The sequence below is a fragment of the Paenibacillus sp. FSL M7-1414 genome (assembly GCF_038003195.1).
GTDB lineage: Bacteria > Bacillota > Bacilli > Paenibacillales > Paenibacillaceae > Paenibacillus > Paenibacillus amylolyticus.
The window spans coordinates 3,877,660-3,903,853 of record NZ_JBBOOS010000001.1 but is presented as its reverse complement, the minus strand read 5'-3'; the positions used below and the strand labels follow the sequence as shown (position 1 = coordinate 3,903,853).

The following is a 26,194-nucleotide window of genomic DNA, read 5'->3' as shown; positions in this document are numbered from 1 at the left end:
AGAGGAATGGAGGGAGTATATGTTCGGGAAACAATCCCGGAAGGTATTTTGGCTGTTACTGCTGATCGGAGGGATGATAATGATAGGGAATGAGTCACCTGCTGAAGCTGACGGCGCAGATATACGGGCGGCCTGGGTATGGCAGGCACAGTCTGTTAGCAACGGAGATGAGCTGTTGGCCAATGCAGCTAAACATAAGATAAACAGGCTGTACGTGAATGTAGACATGACGCTATCCAAGGAGGTATACCAGACGTTTATAGCCAAAGCAAGCCGTGCAGGTATTGCGGTTGAAGCGCTGGGAGGCGATCCATCCTGGGCACTCAGTGGCCGTGAAGGCCCCATGCTCAGATTAGCGTCTTGGGTAAGTGATTACAATCAAGCTGCTGAGCCCAACGAACAATTTGATGCCATACATCTGGATATCAAGCCCTATGTGTTACCAGCCTGGAAAGAAGATGCTAAGCCACTGGTACAATCCTGGGTAGCCAATATGAATCTGTTATTTGAGCAAGTGAGACAGGATGGCGCAGTTGCAGTGAATATTGACCTGCCATTTTGGCTGGATTCCTATACCGTCACAGGAAATAGAGTTTCTGAGGATGCAGATAACGAACCATTGTCACGTTGGTTCATTGAACAAGTGGAGCATGTCACTTTACTCGCTTACCGTGATAACGCGCAAGGGAACAATGGTATCATACGTTTGATTGAACAGGAAATGAACTGGGCAGATGCCAGCAATGTGAGCGTCACGGTTGGGTTGAACACCAAGCCCATGCCTGGCGAGGAGTTCACGTCATTTGCCGGGAAAGGTGCAGCACAACTGGAAAGTGTTATTGAAGAAGTTGCCTCCGCATTCGGCGAGCATAGTTCCTACGCAGGTTCTGCTGTACATGACATCGTATACTGGGGACAACTGGAGCCGTCGGAACTGCCATCACCGGAGACTCCATCCAATCAGCCAGAGATTCGGGGAACGTATATCTGGGAGGCCTCTCAGGTGACGAATGACGGGGGAGAGCACATACTAGCATTTGCTAGAGAGCAGAATATTAACTGGTTGTATGTCCGGTTGGACCTGGATCAACCCTATTCCAGCTATCGCAGTTTTGTGAAACGGGCAAAAGCGCAGGGCATTGAGATCCATGCGATGGGTGGACATCCGATCTGGGGCAAGGAGGAGAATCGTCCACGGATTAAGCGCTTGATTGATTATGTGAAAAACTATAATGCCGAATCCGAGCCGGATGAACGATTTGAAGGCATCCATCTGGATATTGAGCCTTACACATTGCCAGAGTGGGAGAATAGTCGGGACACCTTATTGACCGAATGGGCTGCCAACATTACATTTTTCCAGGAAGAAACAAAGAAGGACAGTGATCTCGAAACAAGCGCAGACCTTGCTGTATGGTTGGATAGCTTCGCGTTGCCAGGAAAGGATACATCTGTGACTGAATTTATGATCCGTACACTCGATCATGTGTCGCTAATGGCTTTCCGTAACAACGCCGAAGGTTCCAATGGGATTGCTGCTGTTGTGAGTCAGGAGATGGAGATCGCGGATCGTTTGGGAAAAAGGTTAATGATTTCGGTAGAAATGAAGCAGAACCACGAAGGTCCTCATATTTCTTTTTATGAAAAAGGGGCAGCGGAGATGGAACTTCAGCTTGCCAAGCTTCCGGATCTGCTGGCCGAACATCAGGCTTACCAAGGTAACATTGTTCATGCCTATGATTATTGGATTGAAGCCAAGCCTTAAACAGGCGAGTATTATAAGAAACGAGTTGCTTCGGGACTTCACCTTGGGTGAGGTTCCGGGCTTTTTTTTATGGAAAAAAGATGGAATCGTGTCACCGAATGGGCTCCTGCACAATACGATGTACGGTGATGAACAGCTGAAACAAGGGAGGAAACAGACTATGGCTGTTATTAAAGCCAACTCAGAGGACGTCAAGCTGCTGGCTAGGCTCATGAGGGCAGAGGCTGAAGGTGACGGCGATCAGGGTATGTTGCTTGTGGGCAATGTAGGTGTGAACCGGGTGCTGGTGGATTGTCTGGATTTTAAGGATATTCGCGATATCAATCGTATGGTATTCCAGAATCCAGGAGGCTACGAGTCAACACAGAAGGGGTACTTTTACCAACGGGCAAGACAGTCCGAGATTCGTCTCGCACAACGGGTGATCAATGGAGAGCGCATCTGGCCAGCGAGCAATTCATTGTGGTTTTTCCGACCTGTGGGCGACTGCCCACCAACGTGGTATGACCAGCAAAATACAGGACGTTTCAAAGCGCATTGTTTCTTCAGTCCGACAGGCGATGACTGTCCGGAAGTATATTAAATTTTGGGAGGAATCACAATGATTAATCAGCCTTATCAACCAACAACTCAAACACTGGGGCAGCAAGCAAATTCTGTGATGGGTCAACAAGCCAATTCTCAGGTTCAAGGTACGTCTTACAAAATCGGTAACGGAATGCCTGCCATGTCACCAACGCCAGGGATGGTATCACCAAGCTCCACAAGTGTACCCCCACTCGTATCCAGTGGTAGCCCAATGACACCAACGGGTGCAGTGATTACAACAACAGCTCCACAGTTTGAGCAGTCATACATTGAGAATATTTTACGTTTGAATCTTGGTAAATTCGGTACATTCTACATGACATATGAAGGCAACAAAGAATGGAACGCTCGCATATTCCAAGGTATCATTGAAGCAGCGGGACGTGACCATATTATCATCAGTGACCCGAAGACAGGAAGACGGATCATGCTGTTGATGGTCAACTTCGACTATGCTACATTTGATGAGCCGTTGTTGTATCAATATCCGGGCGTAGTAGGCAATTACCCGCAAGCTCCAAGCAGATAATCATTGGCACCTCATCATGTTGATTGATAACTGACATGTCTAACACATATTGATTTACTTCGCTGTCCTGTATGTGGAGGTAATTCGCAGACAGGACAGCTTTTTACATAAACATATATACGAAGGTTACTATAGGTTTAGAGTCATACGTAACCTTTTGGCGATAACATGGCACTTATACATGAATAGAACAACCAGCATGCTTATATGAAGGGAGTCCATAGCATTGAATTCATGGATTGAAGGAGCGATGAAGGGCGAACCCGAAGCTTACGCACAACTGATGTCTCAATATCGCGGGATGGCACTTGCTGTTGCCTACCACCGACTGGGGGATACATTTTGGGCAGAAGATGTCGTGCAGGAGGCGTTTACTGAAGCCTTTGGCAATCTGTCCAAGCTGGAAGCTCCTGAGGCTTTTCCCGGGTGGTTCAAGGTGATCGTGGAGAGGCAGTGTTATCGCTGGCTAAGACGAAAGCACCATACCATGATTCCAGTTCAGGAGCTGGAGCATGTATTCCATGAAGAGGATCAGGCGCATGATCCGGAAAAACAAGCGGTGCAAAATGAAATGCATCGTACGCTGCGTGATTCCATTGCAATACTGCCATCATCGATGCGGATTGCTGTTGAACTGTTTTATTTGGAAGGATACTCGCTCAAGGAAATATCGGATTTCCTCGGAGTCAAGGTACCTGCATTAAAGAAAAGATTGTTCGATGCCCGATCCAAACTCAAGCGCTCTATGCCAGTGAGGGATCTGGTCTCTGTATTCAGTGACTTGTATGAAGGGGGAAAAGGATTGTTACACATTATGAATGGGGATCACGCTGCCAATCGTTTAAGAGAGAGTGGAATTCAGGGAGACATCCTGGTATGGAGAGAGTTGTACACGTTCGGCCCGGTAGCCAAAGAGATGGGAGATACGAAGGAGCGGCAGACTCGGGCATCCGTGTTAGAGCAGCAGTTGGGCATTCCACAGGCGGAATACTTGAAGATCGAGGAACTTGAACGCAAGTTGAATTCGTTTCAACAATACAAGGAAATTGTCTTATGGTTCGAATACGATCTCTATGATCAGACGATGTTATCGTATCTATTGCATTATTTCAGAGGACAAGCGCTCCAGAATACGAAACTGAATCTGCTTTGCATTGACTCGTATCCAGAGATTGAGCACTTTAGAGGACTGGGACAGCTTACCTCCACACAGATTGAACGTCTGTCCGGCAGTTGGCATGTGATTGAGAAAAACGAGTTACAAGCCGGTGCACAGTTCTGGGAAGCCTATACGTCGACTGATTTCCGGCATCATCTGGATTACTTGCAGGCAGACACTTCTGCGCTACCCTTTGCGAAAGCTGCCTTTAAGGCACATTTGTCCCGTCTGCCATCTGTATCGAACGGTCTGGGACTCATTGAGCAGGCAACACTGGAGACTATTAGAGCAGGTGTGGAGCATCCGTATCCATTATTTCGCGAGGTAGGGGACAAGCTGCACATTCTTGGGATGGGTGATCTTGAATACTGGGCACATCTGAGGCGGATGACAGAAGGACCTCATGCCCTTCTTCAGATGACCGGTGCAACCACTTTTCCTAATTTCAAGCAGCATGATGAAAAATTCCGTGACGGAGTCCTGTCGCTAACGGAGCTGGGAATTCAGGTGTTGAATGAAGAAGTCGATTGGGCGCTGCTGAAGCAGGATGAATTCTGGATCGGTGGATTGCATAACGAAAGCGGGGAACGAGCGAAGTGGCGCTGGAATCCCGCTTCGGAAACCTTAGTGGAGATTGAGTCCACATCGTAATCAGCGGATAGAATTTAAGAAAGTAACAGTATTGCAAAAAGAGTATCTAGCCATGCGGAAGCATGAGCGAGGATACTCTCTTTGGTTTGGTTCTGGTAGATCATTGTTTGTGAAATGTTAAAAAAACAGCGTAATCGAGACTTTTGTTAAAGAAAAAAGGCGTTTGTGCCATTTCGTTGTCATAGGACACGGATTGACTGTGTAGTTTAGAATTATATAATAAAAGAAGCATATCTTTTTTATTCGACAGAACAAGGTGGAGGTGGAAGCATTGGGAAGTTGAAATTGCATATGAGCGGAAGAATGGCAAATATCCTACATTTTCGAAGGAGGTGGACCTATTTGCCGAAGAATGACGGCGAATAGGATGAAAATTTGAGTGACCCCTTACCGAGTATTTTAAATTTAGTAATCATTGGTTTACTTGTATTAATGAATGGTTTCTTTGTGTCAGCGGAATTTGCGATGGTGAAAGTTCGTGGAAGCCGGATTGAGGCTTTGGTGGAAACAGGCAACAAAAATGCCATCTATGCTTCCAATATCGTACGTAATCTGGATGCATATCTATCAGCTTGCCAACTAGGTATAACTTTGGCTTCACTGGGACTCGGGTGGCTGGGAGAACCGGCAATTGCACATCTGTTAGAGCCCATGTTTACCGCATTTGGACTGGGACCAGTCTACGTTCATGGAATCTCTATTGCCATTGCATTTGTGATTATTACGATCTTGCACATTGTACTGGGAGAACTTGCTCCCAAAACGATGGCAATTCGAAAGTCTGAGACGATCACGTTGTGGTCTGCGGCTTTGCTAACGTTTTTCTACAAGTTAATGTATCCATTCATATGGGCACTGAACGGTATGGCTAACGGCTTGTTGAGACTGTTCCGAATGGCACCAGCTTCGGAGATGGACTCCGCACATAGCGAAGATGAAATACGCATTCTGATGAAAGAAAGCAATAAGAGCGGTTTAATTGATAACACTGAATTAGCACTTGTTGATAATATATTTGATTTTACGGATACAACCGCCCGTGAAATTATGATTCCGCGGACGGAAATGATCTGTCTGAACGCCAATGAGTCCATGCTGGAAAATCTGGAGATTGCCAGCGAGAGTATGCGAACAAGGTATCCGGTATATAACGGAGACAAGGATCATATTATCGGCTTTATTCACATTAAGGATCTGATGCGATCCCAACTTACGGATACCATCTCCGTGATCCGGCCCATCCTGGCTGTGCCAGATACCACGCTAATCAGTGATCTGCTCAAGCGTATGCAGCGTAGCAAGACACAGATTGCGATTCTGATTGATGAATACGGGGGAACCTCCGGGCTTGTTACACTTGAAGATATCATGGAAGAGATCGTAGGCGAGATTCAGGATGAATTCGACCATGAGCGTCCTGTCATTGAACAAGTGGATGAGATGGAATACTCTATTGATGGATTGATGCTGATTGAAGAAGTCAGCGAACGATTCGGACTGGAGATGGATCGTGCCGATTACGATACCATCGGGGGCTGGCTGTACTCCAGAGTAGATGCCATTCCACCTGAGGTTGGTCAATCGGTTGAGTATGGGGGTTATGTATTTGTCATTCAAGAGACAGAACATAAGCGGATTTCCCGAGTAAATGTGATTAAGCTGGAACTATTGGTTGAAGAAGAAGGCGCGTAGCCAGATCGAAATTGTAACAGATGAAGCTGTGTGGTGACGTAATGGTCATCGTACAGCTTCTTTGCATGTTCATGATTCTTTGGGTGCATGAATGACAATATCGGCATAACGGTTCTCCGTGACCAAGCTATTCTCGAAAGAAATTCGCTTATAAGTGACGTAAACATTCTCTCCCGGAGCCAAATCATGCTGGATATTCAGCTTTTTTCGAGTGGATTGGGTTGTTGTCGGTGTCTTAATGGTGATGATGGCGTACATAGGCGTATCGACAAAAGTAACCTCGTAAGAATTGTAGTCCCCCACCTTAGTGGTGGATAACACGGGATTTTGCTTATACTGGGTCAGGTGATCATTCACCATGCCAAGTGTTACGGGTAACACATAAAACAGAAGTACCAGAGGCAGAAGGCAGAAAGCAATCCCGAAAACACGTAAAAATTTGACATGGGAAAGGGTTCGTCCGCTCTGCTTGAGTAAAAGAAAAGCAAGGACGGGGGACAGTACAAGTCCCCAGATCATAAAGGGCAATACATAGCGGTCAATCCCCATGCTTATCCAGCTTTCCCGAGCTGTAGCCAAGAAATATATTAAGGTCCCTGCGGTAAGTGCACTCACCAAGATAACAAGCCAACGTTTGAACGAGCCGGAAACTTCGATATGTAGTTCATTCCGATTGGAGCTGTGACGATGCCTTCTGGATTTGGATTGAAATTTACTCAAGTTTTACACCTCATTTGCAAATCTGGTTGGTTCATATGGTTTCGTGTATCCATTACCCAATACATACGGGCTGGAATAATTTAGGTTTCAACCATGCTGGAGATGTATACAAAGATAAAAGACGCTGCCGACAGAAACATCGGAGCGTCTAATTTTTTTTTGAAACCTGTCACCCGATCCGTCCGTTTATACCCTTACACAAAATCAAGTATGGAAGCGGAGGATGGATCAAATGCGGAAAATGAAAACAAAGAGTGCAGCATCTATACTAAAAATAACCCTTGTTGCCTTGTTAATGGTGCCAACAATCCTGGCTATACCTACGTCCGAACCAGCCGTTGCAAGCCCGATGATCAACGTGTCCTCTGGTGCCCTTACAGCTCCGCCACCGCCAGAACCATCCATCCATTCGCTTGCTACCACTCGAGAACTTGGACATATCTATCAAGCGGTCGGTGCAGTCACTCCTGGGGGTGGACTATCGGCTATCGTCAATACCAAGACCATGACATATACAGCAATGAAGACACTTTCCGTAGATTATCGACTTGAGCGCTGGACAGGAACAGCATGGGTAACTTTCAAAACGAGTTCCAACAATGCAACGAATACAAACTTATTGAATGCCGCATCGGATTGGACCGTAATGCCAGGATATTATTATCGCGTTACCAGTATTCATACAGCGTATGATGGAAGTACCACGGAAACAAGCAAACATGTCTCTGGCACCGTGTTATTTTGATCTTATCGACGGGTGCTGCCCGGAAACTTCTGCTCTTGAAAATCGTTGGCAATAGCAGTCATTTCTTCTTCCGAAAGGGTGCCAAACAGACTCATATTGTTTGAACCCATCATCCACTGAAAGGAGTTATAGGGTGGGCCGATATACATCAGTGCTTCCGAGCCATCCGCCAGCTTTACGGTGCTCATATCACGAAGCATGGCCCCTTCAATTTTCTCCCCAGGCATGACATGGACATAATCAAACTGGATAATCTCATCCTCTATGCTCTTGCCTTCACTGGTATATTGAACTCTCATTTGTGTGGACTCATAATAATCGTCTGGATTCACAGGGTTTTCAGTATCAAGCACGAGTTCGAATTTGACCTTGTTGAATCTCTCGGGAATGGCATTGGATAACAGAAAGTCACCCATGAACCCTTCGCGTGCGATCTCTTCCGTAACAAGTACTGGACGAAACAGATGGCTCGATAACTCATAGGAAGGTGTATTAAGAGCCTCTTCTTCTTGTACTTTAAGAATGTCGTCTAAGCTGGTTTCCGGTGGTGGAGGCGTTTTGGCCGTTGACGGATCAGCCCCCAGTTGGGTCGTGCGATCCTCAATGATAACGGATTTCATGCCATTACCCCAATCTTTGATGGATTGTACAAAAGGGGATACCGCTTGCGTACCGGACGGCAGGCTGAAAATAACGGCTCCGATGGTCACGGACGCAGCTACGACAATTGAAAGTCGCAAGGTACGTATTCTTTTTTTACGTAAACCGATTCTGTTAATTTCCCTGTGTACCTTCTGCCAGGATTGCTGCATGGTTTCGGTATGGGAGGCGGAAGGGGCAGAGACGGCCTGATGGAAAGCTTCATCAAAAGCCAGGTCAAACGCAGCGTCGAAATATTCGTCTTCCAGCTCTGAATCGAATCGCTCCACGTTTTTATCGGACTTGCCTTTGCTCAATGCTTCCACCCCATTCCTTATGTAATTTCTTCTTAATACTGCCACGGGCTCTGAACAAGCGTTGCTTCACAATGTCTTCGGAGGTATCCAGCAGTTCGGCCATCTCTCGGTAGGAGAGACCTTTTTTCCACCGTAACTCCACCAATACACGATATTCCGGTTTGAGCTGTCTGAGATAATATTCAATGGACTCTTCCATCATCTGCGTTTCTACCATGCTTTCCACGGAAGCTGCGGTCTGATTCATCGTCTCCATATCTATAAAAACACTATCCGTATCCAATTGGTTACGGTTATTTTTATTTTTTCTCAGATAATTAATAGCTGTGTTCCGTGTGACAACCTTGAGCCAGGCTTTCAGTTTGACCTCGTCTTCAAAGATGGGTTTGTTTTTAATGATTTTGATAAAAGCTTCCTGAATAATATCTTCTGCTGCAGCACGCTCCTTGATGATATAAACGATAAGACCATGTACCATATTATAATATTCATAATACACTTCTTCTTGAAGTGAAGAGCCTAAATTATGGAAATCTGAGGCTAGTAATAACTGGAGCCGATTGGCCATGATGTTCTCCTTTCTGGTGAACAATCCACAAACATTGGTATCATTACATTTTACAACATAATATGGAAACGATACAATGGGAGGTTGGTCCGGGAAAAACCAGATAAGGGAAGTGTGTATAACATGCGGGAAAGTTGGCTGAAAATTAATAAAAGGCCGTCTCGCCAACCATGAATACATGGTTGCAAGACAGCCTTTTCGACTGTTCAGTGAAAATACATTATAGGAGATAACTCTCCGTGATCAGTTAAAACGCCCAGTCTCCCTTAAGGAAGATGGCTTCGCGTTCGCCGTTTGCTGTGATACCGTAAATGTCCGTCTCGGGAGAGCCCATCATGAAGTCCACATGGGTGATGCTGGTGTTCATACCTCGGGCTGCAAGCTCTTCAGGAGACATCGTTTTGCCACCTTCGATATTGAATGCATAGGAACTGCCAATCGCAAGATGGCACGACGCATTCTCATCATACAATGTAGTGTAATACAGGATGCCACTCTCAGAGATCGGTGAATGGAAGGGAACCAAAGCGACTTCGCCGAGGTAATGAGATCCTTCATCCATGGAAATGAGTCTTTCCAGCGTATCCTTACCTTCTTCAGCATGAAAATCAATGATACGTCCGTTCTCAAATGTGAGTGAAAAACGATCAATGATACTGCCGCCATAGCTGAGCGGTTTGGTGCTGGACACTTTGCCATTAACGCCATGTTTGGCTGGAGCGGTGAATACTTCCTCTGTCGGGATATTCGCGACAAAAGGGGTGCCTTGCTCATTCACGCTACCTGCCTGCGCCCAGATATGACCTTCTGGAAGCTCGACAGTAAGATCCGTCCCTGGGGAGAGGAAGTGCAATGCTTGGTACTTCTTGTTATTCAGTGCAACGGCTTTGGTCTCCAGTCGTTCAATGTGCTGTTCCCAAGCCGCTACAGGGTCTTCCAGATCGGCTCTCACCGCAGCGAAAATGGCTTCCCACAACTGGCTAACCTGCTCAGATGCCGGGAGATCCGGGAATACTTTGGCTGCCCAATCGGGGGAAGGACAAGCCACACCCGTCCAGCTCATTTTATCCGCCTGTTGATACTGACGGTACTTGGCCATCGCCTGACCATATGTACGCTGATGGGTGGAAATCCGCTCCGGGTCAATACCTTTCATCAGGTCTGGGCTGGATGACAATACGGTCAGGAAGGCTGCATTATTGGCCGCCAGTTCTTCAAGCTCCGCTGCATGCCATTTCGGCGGCTCTTGGAAGGATTCCTCAGGGGCCATTTCAAACCGCAATCGATTGACGGTTTCATCTCCGTATTTTACAATCACCTGCTTGGCTCCAGCTTCATATCCCTTACGTACCAGCAAACGTACGAATTCAGCGGTATCAATCATCGCAGAGATGACAAATACTTGCCCTGGTTGCACATTAGCACCTACTCTTACAGCAAGTTCAGCGTAACGATCCAGTTTTTGTTCAAAACTTAACATATGAGTTCCCTCCAATTGTTGAATTTTTGACCTGTTGACGCAGGAAAAGAGAGGAGTAATCTCCTCTCTCCTAAATCACATCAAACGGGATTAGAATGCCCAGTTTCCTTGCAGGAAGATCGGCTCTTCCGCGCCTTCGGAGGTCACACCGTGGATGTTCATTTCTCCGGATCCAATCATGAAGTCTACATGAGTGAGGCTGGAGTTCATACCACGTTCAATCAGCTCTTCTTTGGACATCGTTTTACCACCTTCCAGACAGAAGGCATAGGCATTACCAATCGCCAAATGGTTGGAGGCATTTTCATCAAACAAAGTATTGTAGAACAAAATATTGGTATCGGAAATTGGGGACTGATGTGGAACGAGGGCTACTTCACCCAGATAGTGTGCGCCATCATCTATCTCGATCAGGTTTTTGAGTGCATCGAGACCTTGATCGGCGGTATAGTCAACAATTCGGCCGTTCTCGAATGTTAGTGAGAAACCGTCAATCAGGTTGCCGCCGTAGCTCAGTGGTTTCGTGCTTCGCACTGTACCGTTAACACCCGTTTTCAGCGGAGCCGTGAATACTTCTTCCGTAGGCATATTGGCAATAAAGACATGTCCTTGCTCATTCACACTTCCACCGGATACCCAGATATGGCCTTCTGGAAGTTCAATGGTCAAGTCTGTGCCTGGAGCTGTATAGTGAAGCTTCTTGTATTTTTTGTTGTTCAACAGATCAGCGCGGGAATCCAGGTTTTGCAAATGGGTTTTCCATTCGGCAACAGCATCCTGCTCACCGATCCGTACCGTTTTGAAAATGACATCCCACAGGCGGTCCACTTGTTGCGCTTCCGGCAGATCCGGGAACACTTTAGCTGCCCATTCCGGAGAAGGAACGGCCACGATAGACCAGCTGAATTTGTCAGCCATCTGATAAGAACGATATTTTTCGAGCGCTTTGCCGCGCACTTTTTGGCTAGTAATAATGCGTTCCTGCGCTACACCGTTCAGCAAATCTGGATTTTCAGCGATGACGTGCAGAATAGCGGCACCTTCTTCAACCAGTTCAGTCATTTCAGCTGCAAACCATTTCGGTTCAATGGAGAAGGCTTCATCAGGTGCAAGATCGTAATGAAGACGTGTAACGGTTTCATCACTCCAGTTTACTTTGACCAATTTCGCACCTTTACCGTAGGCTGCTTTGACAATCAGTCGTACAAAGTGTGCTGCCGAGATCGGAGCGTTAACCACGAGTGTCTGTCCAGGATGGACATTGACACCGACTTGTACAGCCAGTTCAGCATATTGCTGCAGATTCGTTTCAAAAGTATTCATGCTATTTTTTCCTCCAATGTGATAATAATATCGTAGCTTGTTGGCTATTATAGTCCTCATTACAACTATGTAAGGACTCAGAATGGTTCCTTCATTGAATAAGGTATACGTTGCTACGTTATATATTGTACAATTAACCAATAATAATTACCAAACTAGGTTTACCAGAAATGTTGGAGACCGACTGTAGATGAAAGATTAAAGGAGAGAATAATTGTGAATATTGAAATTATAAGTGCTGAAATGCGCCGTGAAGGTGAAAAAGGATACGTGGGAAATACCGTTTACCGCACAGAAGGCGAAAAGTCAGTATATGAGATTACCTTCATGAGCAAGAACGGAAAAGACTGGGACTATAGCTTGCATTTCACAGAGCAATCCGGTGATGAAGAAGAGTTACTGCGTATGGACGAGTTGCTTGAGAATGATGACGATCTGTACAATCAATTGCTCGATGCTGCTTTGGAGGCATTTCCGGCTTAACTGGCCGAGATGTTCTTGTTCTATTGTGTTGTGTCGATGACTATACTAGACGGTGTATGCCCGAAACAGGGTGTATACCGTCTATTTTATTGGAAATGTTGAATAGATGATCCAGAAAAGGGAAGTCTACGAGATGAATGGAACCAGAGAGACAATCCGCCTAATGGGAGGTAACCGTGAATGGCATCTGACAATCTGATTACAGAAGGATTGACGGGACTTGAAGAAGTCGCGCCCGATATTCTCAGTCTACGTACACTATTCGTTAATGTCGTGTTCATCGGAGAGCCAGGAAGCAGGAACTGGGTCCTCGTGGACACCGGAATGGCGAGGTTCACAGATCATATTGTTCAGGTTGCAACAGAACGATTTCAAGGTCCGCCGTCTGCGATCATATTGACGCATGGTCACTTCGACCATGTAGGAACCGTTATTGAGCTGGAACAATTCTGGGGTGTGCCAGTGTATGCTCATCCGCTTGAAATTCCGTATTTAACGGGATTAAAAGATTACCCGCCAGCGGACCCTTCTGTAGGTGGAGGTTTAATGTCCAGGTTGTCATTCGCTTATCCCAATGAGGCAATCAATCTGGATGATCGGATATTCAGTCTACCCAAAGATCATTCCGTTCCAGGCGTATCAGGATGGGAGTGGGTTCACACGCCAGGTCATACGCCTGGACATGTGTCGCTGTTTCGGGAAGCGGACCGTTTGTTAATTGCGGGAGATGCAATCATCACAGTGAAGCAGGAATCGCTGTGGAGTGTGTTGCTTCAGGACAAACAGTTGCATGGCCCGCCTTCCTATTTTACAACCGATTGGCAGGTTGCTCATCAATCTGTCCAGCATATAAGGCATCTGGAGCCGAAACTTGCGATTACCGGGCACGGGCATGCCTTGAGCGGAGATATGCTGAGTGAATCCTTGAAGCGGCTTGATCTGGACTTTGAAGAGAGCACTGTGCCGGATCATGGCAAATATGTGGATTAATTGAACCATCATATGAAAGACAGGAAAAAGACAGCCGTAACGTATTACAGCTGTCTTTTTTGTCTTTCTATTATGAATTTGTTCTCTATCATAGATTGGTATTTTACGCTCGGGCATGATATAGTCGAGCCGTATAATATAACCTTAGTATGCAGGAGGTACATATAACGATGACACAGCAAAATGCAGCATTTGAAGAACAATTTGGAGGGATACCAGCCATTTGGCTTCGTTTTAATCAGTTTGAAGCGGCAGTTATTCCAAGCGTAGGTGCGAACCTCGTTGCTTTCCGTGATACAGAAAAGGGTTTTCGTTACTTGAGAGAACCAAATCAGGATCAGATGGATGAGTTTATGGCTGCACCTGCGGTCTATGGAATTCCGATTCTTTCTCCACCGAACCGTTATGAGGATGGACGCTTCCCCTGGAATGGTAAAGTCTATCAGTTGCCTGTGAACGAACCGGCTACAGGTAACCATTTGCATGGATTTTTGCATGATGCCGAGTGGAAGGTTGAGGGATACGGTTCTGATCAGCTGGAGAGTTATGTGTTGCTTAGCCAGGACGTGAAAGAAGGACATACATTCCATCAGTACCTGCCGTTTACGTTTACGGTGACGCTTCGTTACTCTTTGAGCAGCCAAGGACTTCAGCAACAATTGATCGTCCGCAACAACGGGACTGAATATATGCCGAATTTGTTTGCATTCCACACGGCGATTGCTGTACCTTTTGCACCGGACAGTCAGGCCTCGGATTACACGGCCAAAGTTACGATTGGACAACGTCGTGAATTGAATGAGCGTTCCCTGCCAACAGGACAATTTCAACCGCTTACACCTGAGGAAGAACAATTGAAGAAAGACGGGGTTAGTCCGTTCTTTGCTGCCATGGATAATCATTACACGGCGGAGCCGCAGAATGGACGTAACTATATGGAACTTACGGATCACCGTACTGGAGACAAACTGGTATACGATGTGGGTACCTCCTACAAGCACTGGATGATCTGGAACAATAACATGGGTGGCGAATTCTTCTGTCCTGAACCACAGATGAACCTGGTTAACGCTCCTAATGTTGAAGGCATACCTGCAGAAGAAATCGGATTGATCGGTTTGGAACCAGGTGAACTATTCGAACAGAGCAGCCGATTGTATCCAATTGCGTCACAAAAATAATTCACGCTCATTTTGCGCTACGCTTACAATTTTGTCGAAAAGGTGAAAACCTGCTCGTAAATCATGTATAATATGACGAGATACACAAGCTTTGTAGAGACCCAAACCATCTTTTTGGAGGAGGACAAGCAAGTGGAATACCGCATTGAGAGAGATACGTTAGGCGAAATGAAAGTACCAGCCGACAGGCTGTGGGGAGCTCAGACGCAGCGCAGCAAGGAGAACTTCCCGATTGGCAATGAACATATGCCGATGGAAGTTATCCGTGCTCTTGCCATTTTGAAAAAAAGTGCTGCGGCCAGTAACCATAAATTAGGTAAATTATCTGCGGCTAAGTCCGATGCTATTGCTTATGCAGCAGACGAGATTATTGCAGGCCGAATTGATGACCATTTCCCACTGGTAGTATGGCAGACGGGAAGCGGAACACAATCCAATATGAACGTGAACGAAGTGATTGCCAATCTGGGGAACCAACTGCTGGAGCAAAAGGGCAAGGAAGAGCGTCTGCATCCAAATGATGATGTGAATATGTCCCAGAGCTCCAACGATACATTCCCAACGGCTCTGCATGTCGCAGGTGTTCTGGCTGTTGAGGATCAACTCTTGCCGGCCATTGCGGTATTAAAAGCCACTTTTGCAGACAAGTCGGAGGCATTCAAGGATATTATCAAGATTGGACGTACTCACCTCCAGGATGCAACACCAATTACGCTTGGTCAGGAGATCAGTGGTTGGGAAGCCATGCTGGGCAAGAGTGAGCGTATGATCCGTGAAAGTGTACAGTATCTGAAGGAGCTTGCAATTGGCGGTACAGCTGTCGGAACGGGCATTAATGCGCATCCGGACTTTGGGGACTTCACTGCCAAGGAGATTGGCAAACATACGGGGAAAGATTTTGTATCTGCACCAAACAAATTCCACGCACTTACAAGTCATGATGAAGTTGTGTATGCGCACGGTGCCGTTAAAGCGCTTGCAGCTGATTTGATGAAAATTGCCAATGATGTCCGCTGGTTGGCCAGTGGCCCTCGTAGTGGATTGGGCGAAATCCGTATTCCTGAGAATGAGCCAGGCAGCTCCATTATGCCGGGTAAAGTCAACCCAACTCAGAGCGAGGCCATTACTATGGTGGTTACGCAGGTCATGGGTAATGATGCAGCGATTGGTTTTGCGGCAAGTCAGGGTAATTTTGAACTGAATGTATTCAAACCGGTTATCATCTATAACTTCTTGCAATCCGTGCAACTCCTGGCGGACTCCATTATTGCGTTTAATGACAAGTGTGCCGTAGGCATTGAGCCTAATCTGGATCAGATTGAACATAATCTGAACAATTCGCTTATGCTGGTTACAGCGCTCAACCCGCATATTGGTTATGAGAATGCAGCCAAAATCGCGAAACTTGCACATAAAGAAGGCTTGTCCTTGAAACAGGCGACGTTACAAACGGGCCTGCTTACCGAAGAGCAATTTGATCAATATGTCGATCCGGCCAAAATGATCGCTCCAAAGGCCTAAAATCAGCCGAAATGAGCAATATAGATCACTGAAGAGGACGACCTGCACAAGCAGGTCGTTTTTCTTATGATTACCGATGAACTTAATGCTTGTCAGACTATACGTATACATATAAACTACATATGCACCAGTTTTAATTTAATTATGGGATTCGTATATATTTGGAGGTTTCCGCGTTGTCAAAAACGAGAAGATTTACGATACGCTCCAAAATTTTATTGGGCTATCTTGTGGTTGTGCTTTTGTTTGGAGCTGTTCTGTTAGTGCTTACGGCCCAAATTAATGTGTTACAGAAGGAAAATGATTTTATCTCCCATCATGATCTGGAAGTACATAATCTGACCAACGCGATTGAAAAAAATGTCTTGAACATGGAGACAGGACAGCGTGGATTCATGATTACAGGTAATGAAAGTTACTTGGAGCCTTATTCCCAAGGCCTATCCCAGTGGAGTTCCAACTATGATCAGTTGAATGCTCTCATTAGCGATAATCCTTCACAGCAGCAGAGTCTGCAAAGCATCAAAGCTCATATTACACGCTGGATTGAGATCGCTGGGGAGCCGTCGGTGGACTTGAAAAAGCAAGGAGATCAAGCGAAAGTTGTTGCATTCTTTCAATCTGATCCGGGTAAAACTGAAATTGATCTGCTGCGCTCTCAACTTACAACCTTCCGTAATACAGAGATCGCTTTGACCGAGGCGAGGGTTACTGAACTTGCCAGACGTAGCTCCACACTGCTGACGATTATGTACACGCTGTGGGGTATTATTGCTGCATTATCCATTGCAGCTGCGATTGTGATATCCGGAAATATCGTCAAAACGTTGCGAGATGTCATGCAAACCATCAGTGATATCTCCAAAGGTGGAAACCTGAAGCAGCGGATTCAGGTGCGCACACATGATGAAGTGGGAGACCTGGGCCACGAAACCAACAAATTACTGGATGAAGTACAGGAACAGAATCGGGTCAAGGACCAGATTACAGGCATTGCCACACTCTTACAGAACCCGACCAATCTGGAGGGATTGTCCCGCTTGTTCCTGAACGAGCTTGCTGTGTTGTTTGAAGTTCCCTATAGCATCTTATATTACTGGAAAGACAATCGACTGCTGCGCTTGGCTGCATATGCTGGGGATGGAGAGAAAGAACGTTCGCTCGGTAAAGTGTCGCTTGCTCCGGGTGAGGGGCTTGTAGGTCAAAGTGCTGTGGAGAAGCGAGTTCTACGCATGAATGATCTGCCCCAGAACTATATCCGAATCTCTTCGGGTCTTGGGTATACATCTGCCACATCACTTACTGTAGTCCCGATCCTGTTCGAAGGCAGAACGATTGCGGTAATCGAGCTTGCTTCAATGAAGCCGTTGCAAGAGAATGATATGAAGCTGATGCAAGAACTGACGGATATTTTTAGTGTTTCCCTACACTCTACCGTCACTCGCATGGAATTACAGCAATTATATGATGAGTCACAAGTTCTGAATGAAGAATTACAGGCACAATCGGAGAAACTTCAGGCTCAGACCGAAGAGATGCTGTCTCAGACGGAGGAACTGCAAATGCAGACCGAAGAGCTTCATATGCTGAACGATCGTCTGGAAGTACAGAAGAGTGCTGCAGAGACATCAGCCAATGAACTTTCGGTTGTGGCAGATCAGTTACGAACAAGCTCGGGGTACAAATCCGAATTCTTGGCGAACATGTCCCATGAACTGCGGACACCGCTCAACAGCATGTTGATTTTATCTGAGATATTGTCTGAAAATAAAAATCAACACTTGAATAGTGAAGAGCAGAACTATGCTTCAGTCATTCACAAATCAGGAAAAGACCTGCTGAATCTGATCAATGATATTCTGGATCTATCCAAGGTGGAAGCCGGACAGATGGAAGTGGATTTCGATGATGTCTATCTGGGCAGTGTTCCTGAAGTTATGAACCAGTATTTCCTGAAAACAGCGGAACAGAAAAAAATAGATTTCCGAATTCAGCTCCAAAGTCCTTTACCGGAAACGATCGTGACGGATGAGATGAGATTGCATCAGATTCTCCGAAACCTGCTCTCGAACGCATTCAAGTTCACCAGTGAGGGTGAAGTTGCCTTAACCATCTCCAAAATGAGTCTGGCTCATCCTGAATTGAAAGATCAAGAGACCGACGTGATTGCTTTTTCCGTCAGTGATACAGGGATCGGAATTGCGGATAACAAACTCGTGCAGATCTTCGATGCTTTTAAACAGGCGGATGGAGCTACAGCACGTAAATACGGGGGAACCGGACTTGGCCTGTCTATCTCTCAATCGCTTGCGAATTTGCTGGGGGGTTCAATCTCGGCAACAAGTCGTGAAGGACATGGCAGTGTGTTCACGCTATTCCTGCCACTGCGAAGAGATGAACCTGAGACTATGAATGCATCGCGGTTGTTCCTGGATGAGGTGGCTACCACTACACCTGTGGTCAATAAGCTCCCTTCAATCACTTCCGGACAATCGGATGTTTTATTGACACCTCTGGAAGAAGCGTTGCTCAGCGGACGCCAAGTACTTGTCGTTGATGATGATATACGTAATGTATATGCCCTGGCTAACGCCCTTGAGCAATACGGTATGAATGTCATTTCAGCGCAGAACGGGTACGAGTGTCTGGAATTGTTGGAGCGTGGAGGAGTCAAACCTGATATCATCATGATGGATATTATGATGCCGGAACTTGATGGTTATGAGACAACTCGCCAGATCCGTGAACGACTTGGTCTGACCCAGCTTCCGATTATTGCTCTGACAGCCAAGGCCATGAAAGAGGATCGGGAGAAATGTATTGCAGCAGGTGCTTCGGACTATCTCAGCAAACCACTGAATATCAAAGATGTATTATCCCGTATGAAATTATGGATGAATCACGAAACCATGGAAATCTGATCGTAGTTGAACTAAAAGTTATTTACACTGACACTACGATGACAGAACAACCCTCCAATCGCTGTTATCCCCAGATTTTTTCGATTCCCTTTTTTAAAGGGGAAAATCCGGGGATAAAGGCGAACGCTTCGCTTTTTCAGGTTTTTTCTGCCCTCTCCGTTATCGTGTAAATGGATTACTTCAACGTTATGTGGATCATAGTAACTTATAAAACCTATGCCGATTACAGGAAATTACGCTGTAATTAGGTCATAGGTTTTATTTTTTTGCCGTGTAAGCTTTATTTAGAAAATTGATGTTATAATACTTAACAACAAATAAAAGTTAAACGCCTGAAAATGGATTTAATTCGAAAAATAATGCGGAATTTAGTTATAGTAATCAGAATGTCATAATATCGTGTTATATATATGGGAGGTAGTGTCCATGCAACTTACGGTTAAAGAGGCTTTACAGGTGTACCCGTTGTCAGAGGCCAAACTGGTTGCGGGTGGAGAAGGGACTTCACGGATGATGAAATCCGTTAACGTCATGGACGCTCCTGATATCGCGGATTGGATCAAATCCGGAGAAATGTTGTTCACCACCGCTTTTATTATGAAAGACAGTGAGACGGATGCACTACGTTTGATGCGACGTTTGAATGAACGCGGCTGTGCAGGACTCGGCATCAAGCTGGGACGTTTCTGGCAGTCCATTCCCCAAGGTATTGTTGAGGAAGCTGATCGGCTTCGTTTGCCACTCCTTGAGCTCCCCTTTCAATTCACCTTCTCCGACCAGATGAATGCCTTGTTCAAGGCTGAACATGAACGTAGCAACCGTTTGCTGCATGAGGTTGTGCAAAAGCAGAAAAAATTAATGCAGTTTGCGCTGCAACAGCAGCCACATCGGAATGTGTTTGCCGAACTTGCCACGGTACTGAACTATCCGCTTGCCGTCATTGGTTCACGTGGGCATGTGCTGTATGGTAGTGAAGGAATTGCAGGGGATGCTGTAACCCAAGGCTGGCCTTGGAAATCCGTCATGCACCGAGTGAAATGGAATCAGGGAAGTTGTCATCGCGTACCGATTAAGCAAAATGATGAAGAGTACGGGTCGTTGCTTGTGTTTACGGATTCAGCCCTATCGCTTCGAGCAGAGGAAGAGCTGTTTCAACAGGCTGCCGATGTGCTGGCATTTTATATGGATATGACTTATCGCGAGCATATTAATCCGACGGTGCAAGATGAGATGCGTACACTGCTTTCACAGTATCTGGATAACAAAATGACTGTTCAGGAATTGACCACCTTGAGTGAAAACAAAGGAATCCATCTGTTCCAGGGAACCTATCAGTGCGTGTTGATCACGCTTGAGCCGACTCTGTTTGCCGAGGGTAAGCTGCTTAAACAGATTCATCGTGAGTTGCAGTACAATCCGCTGATGCAATTCACGGCCTCACAGCATTTTCAGATCGAAGATGGGATTCTGTCCATCTACACCTGCCCAACAGGGCGAGATTATGGAGAGGAGCTATCAAGTTTTCTCTTGAACCGTTTCGGTGATGTTCTGGCAGCGCAAGAAGCGAAAGGAGCACCGGCTCCGCGTTTCTGGATCAGCAAAATGAAACATGAACCCAAATCGCTCCGTGAAGCATACCAGGAGTGTCTCGATACTCGACAACTGGCTCGTCGGTTCGGCATGAAAGACCGTGCGTTGCAATTTGAAATGCTTGAATTTGCCTATGTGTTCCAACACGTACCGGATAACATCATGGAGAACTACTGCAACAAAGTGCTTGAACCGTTACTTGCCAGGGATGGTGATCCCAATCAGGTATTGATGAATACATTGGAGTCCTTTATCGAAAATGATGGACTGATCAATGAAGCTGCCAAACAGCTGTTTGTGCATCGCAACACGGTCACTTATCGGATGGAGAAAGTCGGCAGCTTGCTGCAAATGGACTTTAAGAAAACGAATGATCTGCTTAAATTAAAGCTGGTATTCACCTTCCGCAAGTTTGTGCGGGACAAAGCAGCTGCAAGACCCCACAATATCCAGCTCTAGGCCGCACATTGTGCAAGATGACAATGCTACCGGGTTAGACCCCAAGAACCGCATTCCGTTGATGGAGTGCGGTTTTTTCATGTTTGAGGACCACAAAAGTTGATCTTCCCGTGCACAGCAAACAAATCACAACTCTGATGTTATGTTATATTACAAAATTGCGTAAATATTGTTGTCGCGACATTGAACGGCACTTAGAATGAAGAACAATAATCCACAACAGACCGGAGGTTCTAACATGAGCGACTTAATTAAACTTGTTAACAACTGGTCTATCACACAGTTTGTGCATACGTTTGGCGGCTTATTTGAGGAATCACCATGGGTGGCTGAGCGTGCCGGGCTTTTACGACCTTTTGATTCATTTGAACAGATGATGAAAGTGATGAAAAACGAGGTTCAGGCATCGGATGACCAGGTGAAGTTGCAGTTGCTTCGTAATCACCCGGATCTTGGAGCACGAATCAGCATGAGCAGCAACTCCGTTCAGGAGCAGGCTGGTGCAGGACTTGATTCACTCTCACAAGAGCAATACAACGAACTTCAACAATTAAACAAAGCATATACAAGCCAATTTGGCTTTCCTTTCATATTGGCCGTTAAAGGCCATACCGCAAGCTCCATCCTCGAATCCATGAGACAACGTCATCGCCGAGGCAGGGAAGAAGAATTCGAGACTGCATTGAAGGAAGTATTCAAAATTGCGGGCATTCGCTTGGAGCAGTGGCTTGCACAGATCGGTCATGAACATGAGTTCGTGAGCAAGCCAGCCGCAGTGCAGCAGCGGACGATGTATTACGGTAAAGGGGATGTGTGGATGTACCGTTCCTACGCCAAACCGTTGACGGGCATACAGTCCATTCCGGAATCTCCTTTTATCGGACGCAGCAATATTCTGTTTGGATTGAACATCAAGGTGGCTGTGCAGGGGGATGAATTCTTGCCTTCTTTTGCAGAAGGGGATAATTCGCTGGTGGTAGCAACCGATTCGATGAAAAATTTCATTCTCAAACATGCAGCGGATTACACAGGAGCGACGGTGGAAGGATTTCTTGCGCTGGTAAGTCGGCGTTTTCTGGAGACGTATCCACAGATGAGCAAGGTTCAGATGACAGCGGACCAGATTCCGTTTGAAGATATACCCATTGGATTAGAAGGAAGTTATCGACCGAGTGCGCTCGTATTTCGTTATTCACAGAATGATCGTGCGACAGCTGCCGTGGAAGCAGAACGAACAGGAGACTCGATTGAACTCAGCAACCATTTCAGTGGTGTAGCCGATCTGAGACTGATCAAGGTCAAAGGCAGTGAATTTGCCGGATTTATGCAGGATGAATATACCACTCTTCCAGAGACATGGGATCGACCGTTATTTATTTTCCTGAACATCAATTGGCGTTATGAAGATCCGAGAGATGGCATGGACGATCAACGTGGACGGTATGTAGCGGCGGAACAGGTCAGAGATTTGGCTGCTGCGGTATTTCATGAGTGTCGATCCGCTTCCATTCAACATCTGATCTACCAGATTGGACGAAGGTTGTTAAGTCGATTTGAGCAACTGAGTGAGGTTTCATTTGAGTCCAACAATCGGACATGGGAGACAGTGCTGGAGGAAGTAAAAGAGGGGGAAGGCAAAGTGTTTACCGAGCCGAGACCGCCATATGGATTCCAGGGTTTCTCGATGACAAGGGATGATCTGGGAACAGACGGCCGTGACTCCGGGAAAGCAGGTGACGTCTAATGGCGCTGTCTGATGGACGAATTACAACTCATGTGCTGGATACATCCAAAGGCGTGCCTGCTGCGGGTGTTCGGATCGAGCTGTATACCCTGAAGAGGGATGGGGAGCAGGAAAGCAAGACAAAAGTGGCTGAATCGGTGACCAATGCGGATGGACGTTTGGATGCACCGCTGCTGGATGGAGGCAAGTTGGAGCCAGCCATATATGAGCTTCAATTCCATGTCGAGAGTTATTACGCACAGCGTTCGTTGGAGGAGCTAGGCCAGGCATTATGGACGATTGTTCCGATTCGTTTTGCCGTATCAGATGCATCAAGACATTATCATATTCCGTTATTGATTGCTCCAGGGGGTTACAGTACATACCGGGGAAGCTGAACATGCACACATCCGGTTCTGATTCAGGAGGAGGGTCATCCACATGACAACATTTGATACCATCATCCGGGGGGCCCGGGTGGTGCTGAGAGATCGGGTAGAACAACTGGATATTGGCATAACTGGTGAAAAAATAACGGAACTATCCACGCGGCTGACCGCTGGTGAAGCGACTTGCATCATAGAAGCTGAGGGGCTTACAGTGATGCCGGGTGTCGTGGACATTCATGTACACTTCAATGAACCCGGACTCGCCAGTTGGGAGGGATTTCGATCGGGTTCGGCAGCTCTTGCCGCAGGGGGAATCACGACCTATGTCGATATGCCGCTTAACGGTGTACCACCAACCACAAGGCCGGAAGCATGGGAGATGAAAAAGAAAGCAGCTGCCGACCAATCCTATGTTGATTATGCCTTCTGGGGAGGTTTGGTTCCCGGCAATCGTGAGGAACTTGCTCCACTGGCAGGGTTGGGTGCTGCCGGATTCAAGGCATTTATGTCCGAGCCAGGTGGAGATGGGGAAGATATTTTTGCCAGAGCCGATGACCACACGCTATTGGATGGGATGCATGAAATTGCAACATTAAACCGTGTGCTGGCACTTCATGCAGAGGACGAAGGCATGGTTGCCGAACTCGGCGTGAAAAGCATTGCAGAGGGAAGGACTGGACCGATGGACTATGTCCAGTCCCGTCCTGTGGAAGCCGAAGTCGTCGCGGTTGCGCGGGCATTGAGATACGGTGAACAGACCGGGTGTGCGCTGCATTTTGTGCATATTAGTACCCGGGAAGCCCTGGATCTAATTGCAGAAGCAAAACGGCGTGGGCAGGATGTGACTTCGGAGACATGCCCTCATTATCTGACGCTAACCGATCAGGATGTTGTCCGATTGGGTGCTGTAGCGAAATGCGCTCCACCGCTTCGCAGCTCTTCCGAACAGGAGCTGTTATGGGATGCACTGACGTCAGGATTAATTGATGTTATTGCCTCAGACCATTCGCCATGTCCGCCATCCATGAAACAATCCGATAGCTTTTTTGAAATCTGGGGAGGTATATCCGGAGCGCAAAGCACACTGCTGATCATGCTGGAGGACGGACATCTTCAGCGTAATATAAACCTCCCGTTGCTCGGAAGAGTACTCTCCCTTCAGCCTGCCAGAAGGCTTGGTCTGGAGAGTAAAGGGGAGATTGCAATTGGCAAGGATGCAGATCTGGTCCTGATTGACTGGGAGAGAAGCACAACCCTGAACACGGAGGATCTGCTCTATACGCATAAACAGAGCCCTTATGTGGGACGTACATTTAACTGTCAGATTGCAGACGTATTTTGCCGTGGGCAACGGGTATATAACTCGGAATCCGGATTATCTCCTGTGCCTCTCGGGCAACACATTGCGGCTTACTCTTCTAGTCCCATCGAAGCGGGAATGGAGGAGACGCCATGACAGAATCTGGAGTATACCGGTCATCCGGTACCAATAACGCACCTCTTCCTTTGCCGGATGTGGAACAGGTGGAGCTGCAAGCCATGCTTGACTGGCTGTCGACATATGGCGCGGATGCACAGGGCGGCGTTACAAGACTGTTGTATGACTCGGCTTGGTGTGAAGCACAAGGTGCCCTTGCAGCCAAAATGCAGGAGAAAGGATTGTCTCCCGAATTTGACCAGTCCGGTAATCTGTATGGCACACTCAAGAGTGAGGGTAAGGAATCAGCGACTGATACTGAAGAATTACCGATTGTGACCGGATCACATATTGATACTGTGGTGTATGGCGGCAAATATGATGGTGCTTACGGTGTGGTGGCGGGAGTCCTGGCATTGGAGTATTTGCAGAAGCATTTCGGAGCACCGAAGCGCACACTTCAAGTGGTATCGTTATGCGAAGAAGAAGGAAGTCGATTCCCTTTCGCGTATTGGGGTTCACGCAGTATAACAGGCATAACGGCTCTGGAAGACGTAGAACATTTGAAGGATCAAGACGGCGTTACCTTTACACAAGCGATCCGGGATGCGGGTTTTGGACCCGATAGTGCATATAGACCTGCCGCGAAAAATTACGGTGCCTTTATTGAGCTTCACATTGAGCAAGGTCAGGTTCTGGAACGTCTTGGACATTCGATTGGAGTTGTATCCGATATCGTAGGTCAGAAGCGGTTCAGTATTACCGTAAGCGGGGAAGCGAATCACGCAGGAACGACGCCGATGTCCTGGCGCAAAGACGCACTTGCCGGAGCAGCCGAGATGATTACTGTGGTAAGGAGTGTCGCATTGGATGCAGGAGAACCGCTTGTAGCTACGGTTGGGCGAATCACGGCCGATCCGGGTGTTGGGAATGTAGTTGCAGCACGGGCGGTGTTTTCACTCGATATCCGCCATATCCGGCAGGAGAGTATTGATCGCTGCTGGCAGGATATGCTCCAGGCATTTAGTCGTATCGCAGCCGAGCAGCAGCTTGTATTGGACTGGGAAGAGCATCTATCCGTCACACCTATTCCCATGAACGCACAGATGATCTCAGACATTCAGGATACCTGTGAGCAGGAGCAGTTGTCCTACTGGTTAATGCCAAGCGGCGCGGGACATGATTCGCAGATTTTTCAGCCGGCTTGTCCGACGGCCATGATTTTTGTGCCGAGTCAGGACGGTATTAGTCATAATCCACTTGAATATACAGCTGAAGCAGACCTGATGCACGGTTTTCAGGTTCTGGTCCGGCTACTCTATAAATACGGTTACGGGAGTTGAA

The 26,194-nt window shown here is 46.8% G+C and carries 21 protein-coding genes; 16 read left to right on the top strand and 5 right to left on the bottom strand.

Annotation, left to right across the window (positions count from 1 at the left end):
• Positions 1-79 precede the first annotated feature (79 nt).
• The 5 genes from MHH92_RS16880 to MHH92_RS16860 all read left to right on the top strand — a co-directional run bounded on the left by MHH92_RS16880 (position 80) and on the right by MHH92_RS16860 (position 6,384).
• Complete coding sequence (locus MHH92_RS16880; protein WP_340905072.1) at positions 80-1,765, top strand: hypothetical protein; 1,686 nt, start codon at positions 80-82, stop codon at positions 1,763-1,765.
• Positions 1,766-1,925: 160 nt separating this feature from the next.
• On the top strand, positions 1,926-2,348 hold the full coding sequence (locus tag MHH92_RS16875; protein WP_036613979.1) for a cell wall hydrolase: 423 nt from the start codon (positions 1,926-1,928) through the stop codon (positions 2,346-2,348).
• 75 nt (positions 2,349-2,423) lie between these two features.
• Positions 2,424-2,882, top strand: a complete 459-nt coding sequence (gene gerQ / locus MHH92_RS16870) for a spore coat protein GerQ (protein ID WP_036673979.1) — start codon at positions 2,424-2,426, stop codon at positions 2,880-2,882.
• 226 nt (positions 2,883-3,108) lie between these two features.
• Complete coding sequence (locus tag MHH92_RS16865) at positions 3,109-4,692, top strand: sigma-70 family RNA polymerase sigma factor (RefSeq protein WP_340905070.1); 1,584 nt, start codon at positions 3,109-3,111, stop codon at positions 4,690-4,692.
• A gap of 375 nt (positions 4,693-5,067) precedes the next feature.
• On the top strand, positions 5,068-6,384 hold the full coding sequence (locus MHH92_RS16860) for a hemolysin family protein (protein ID WP_036613746.1): 1,317 nt from the start codon (positions 5,068-5,070) through the stop codon (positions 6,382-6,384).
• Between the two features lie 69 nt (positions 6,385-6,453).
• Here MHH92_RS16860 and MHH92_RS16855 read toward each other — a convergent pair whose 3' ends face one another.
• A complete protein-coding gene (locus MHH92_RS16855) occupies positions 6,454-7,104 on the bottom strand; it encodes a hypothetical protein (RefSeq protein WP_340905068.1) in 651 nt (216 codons plus the stop codon).
• A gap of 232 nt (positions 7,105-7,336) precedes the next feature.
• On the opposite strand from MHH92_RS16855, the gene MHH92_RS16850 reads away from it, so the two are divergent.
• The gene (locus tag MHH92_RS16850) at positions 7,337-7,849 is read left to right on the top strand and encodes a hypothetical protein (protein ID WP_340905066.1); all 513 of its coding nucleotides are present in this window, start codon (positions 7,337-7,339) and stop codon (positions 7,847-7,849) included.
• A gap of 2 nt (positions 7,850-7,851) precedes the next feature.
• Here MHH92_RS16850 and MHH92_RS16845 read toward each other — a convergent pair whose 3' ends face one another.
• The 4 genes from MHH92_RS16845 to MHH92_RS16830 all read right to left on the bottom strand — a co-directional run bounded on the left by MHH92_RS16845 (position 7,852) and on the right by MHH92_RS16830 (position 12,176).
• Entirely contained in the window at positions 7,852-8,805 is a 954-nt protein-coding gene (locus tag MHH92_RS16845) for a hypothetical protein (protein ID WP_340905064.1), read from the bottom strand.
• On the bottom strand, positions 8,783-9,373 hold the full coding sequence (locus MHH92_RS16840; RefSeq protein ID WP_100527435.1) for an RNA polymerase sigma factor: 591 nt from the start codon (positions 9,371-9,373) through the stop codon (positions 8,783-8,785). Before MHH92_RS16840 ends, MHH92_RS16845 begins: the two co-directional genes overlap by 23 nt.
• A 247-nt stretch (positions 9,374-9,620) precedes the next feature.
• Positions 9,621-10,853 carry an aminopeptidase gene (locus tag MHH92_RS16835; protein WP_340905061.1) on the bottom strand — a complete coding sequence of 411 codons (1,233 nt, stop codon included), beginning with the start codon at positions 10,851-10,853 and terminating at the stop codon, positions 9,621-9,623.
• Between the two features lie 90 nt (positions 10,854-10,943).
• Positions 10,944-12,176: an aminopeptidase gene (locus MHH92_RS16830; RefSeq protein ID WP_036613753.1), complete on the bottom strand. Its 1,233-nt coding sequence runs from the start codon at positions 12,174-12,176 to the stop codon at positions 10,944-10,946.
• 216 nt (positions 12,177-12,392) lie between these two features.
• Here MHH92_RS16830 and MHH92_RS16825 point away from each other — a divergent pair, with 216 nt between their 5' ends.
• The 10 genes from MHH92_RS16825 to MHH92_RS16780 all read left to right on the top strand — a co-directional run bounded on the left by MHH92_RS16825 (position 12,393) and on the right by MHH92_RS16780 (position 26,193).
• Positions 12,393-12,659, top strand: coding sequence for a hypothetical protein (locus MHH92_RS16825; RefSeq protein WP_074095413.1), 267 nt, complete (start codon positions 12,393-12,395; stop codon positions 12,657-12,659).
• A gap of 180 nt (positions 12,660-12,839) precedes the next feature.
• Positions 12,840-13,649 carry an MBL fold metallo-hydrolase gene (locus MHH92_RS16820; RefSeq protein ID WP_127550693.1) on the top strand — a complete coding sequence of 270 codons (810 nt, stop codon included), beginning with the start codon at positions 12,840-12,842 and terminating at the stop codon, positions 13,647-13,649.
• A gap of 170 nt (positions 13,650-13,819) precedes the next feature.
• A complete protein-coding gene (locus MHH92_RS16815; protein WP_074095412.1) occupies positions 13,820-14,830 on the top strand; it encodes an aldose 1-epimerase in 1,011 nt (336 codons plus the stop codon).
• A gap of 132 nt (positions 14,831-14,962) precedes the next feature.
• Positions 14,963-16,351, top strand: coding sequence for a class II fumarate hydratase (gene fumC / locus MHH92_RS16810; protein ID WP_017688147.1), 1,389 nt, complete (start codon positions 14,963-14,965; stop codon positions 16,349-16,351).
• 176 nt (positions 16,352-16,527) lie between these two features.
• Positions 16,528-19,272 carry a CHASE3 domain-containing protein gene (locus tag MHH92_RS16805; protein WP_340905049.1) on the top strand — a complete coding sequence of 915 codons (2,745 nt, stop codon included), beginning with the start codon at positions 16,528-16,530 and terminating at the stop codon, positions 19,270-19,272.
• Positions 19,273-19,698: 426 nt separating this feature from the next.
• Positions 19,699-21,321, top strand: coding sequence for a PucR family transcriptional regulator (locus MHH92_RS16800; RefSeq protein ID WP_340905048.1), 1,623 nt, complete (start codon positions 19,699-19,701; stop codon positions 21,319-21,321).
• Positions 21,322-21,559: 238 nt separating this feature from the next.
• The gene (gene pucL, locus MHH92_RS16795) at positions 21,560-23,065 is read left to right on the top strand and encodes a factor-independent urate hydroxylase (protein WP_340905046.1); all 1,506 of its coding nucleotides are present in this window, start codon (positions 21,560-21,562) and stop codon (positions 23,063-23,065) included.
• Positions 23,065-23,442, top strand: coding sequence for a hydroxyisourate hydrolase (gene uraH, locus MHH92_RS16790; RefSeq protein WP_340905044.1), 378 nt, complete (start codon positions 23,065-23,067; stop codon positions 23,440-23,442). The genes pucL and uraH overlap by 1 nt, the downstream gene beginning before the upstream one ends.
• A gap of 43 nt (positions 23,443-23,485) precedes the next feature.
• On the top strand, positions 23,486-24,889 hold the full coding sequence (gene allB, locus MHH92_RS16785; RefSeq protein WP_340905042.1) for an allantoinase AllB: 1,404 nt from the start codon (positions 23,486-23,488) through the stop codon (positions 24,887-24,889).
• Positions 24,886-26,193, top strand: a complete 1,308-nt coding sequence (locus MHH92_RS16780) for a Zn-dependent hydrolase (RefSeq protein ID WP_340905040.1) — start codon at positions 24,886-24,888, stop codon at positions 26,191-26,193. Before allB ends, MHH92_RS16780 begins: the two co-directional genes overlap by 4 nt.
• The last annotated feature ends 1 nt before the right edge of the window (position 26,194 follow it).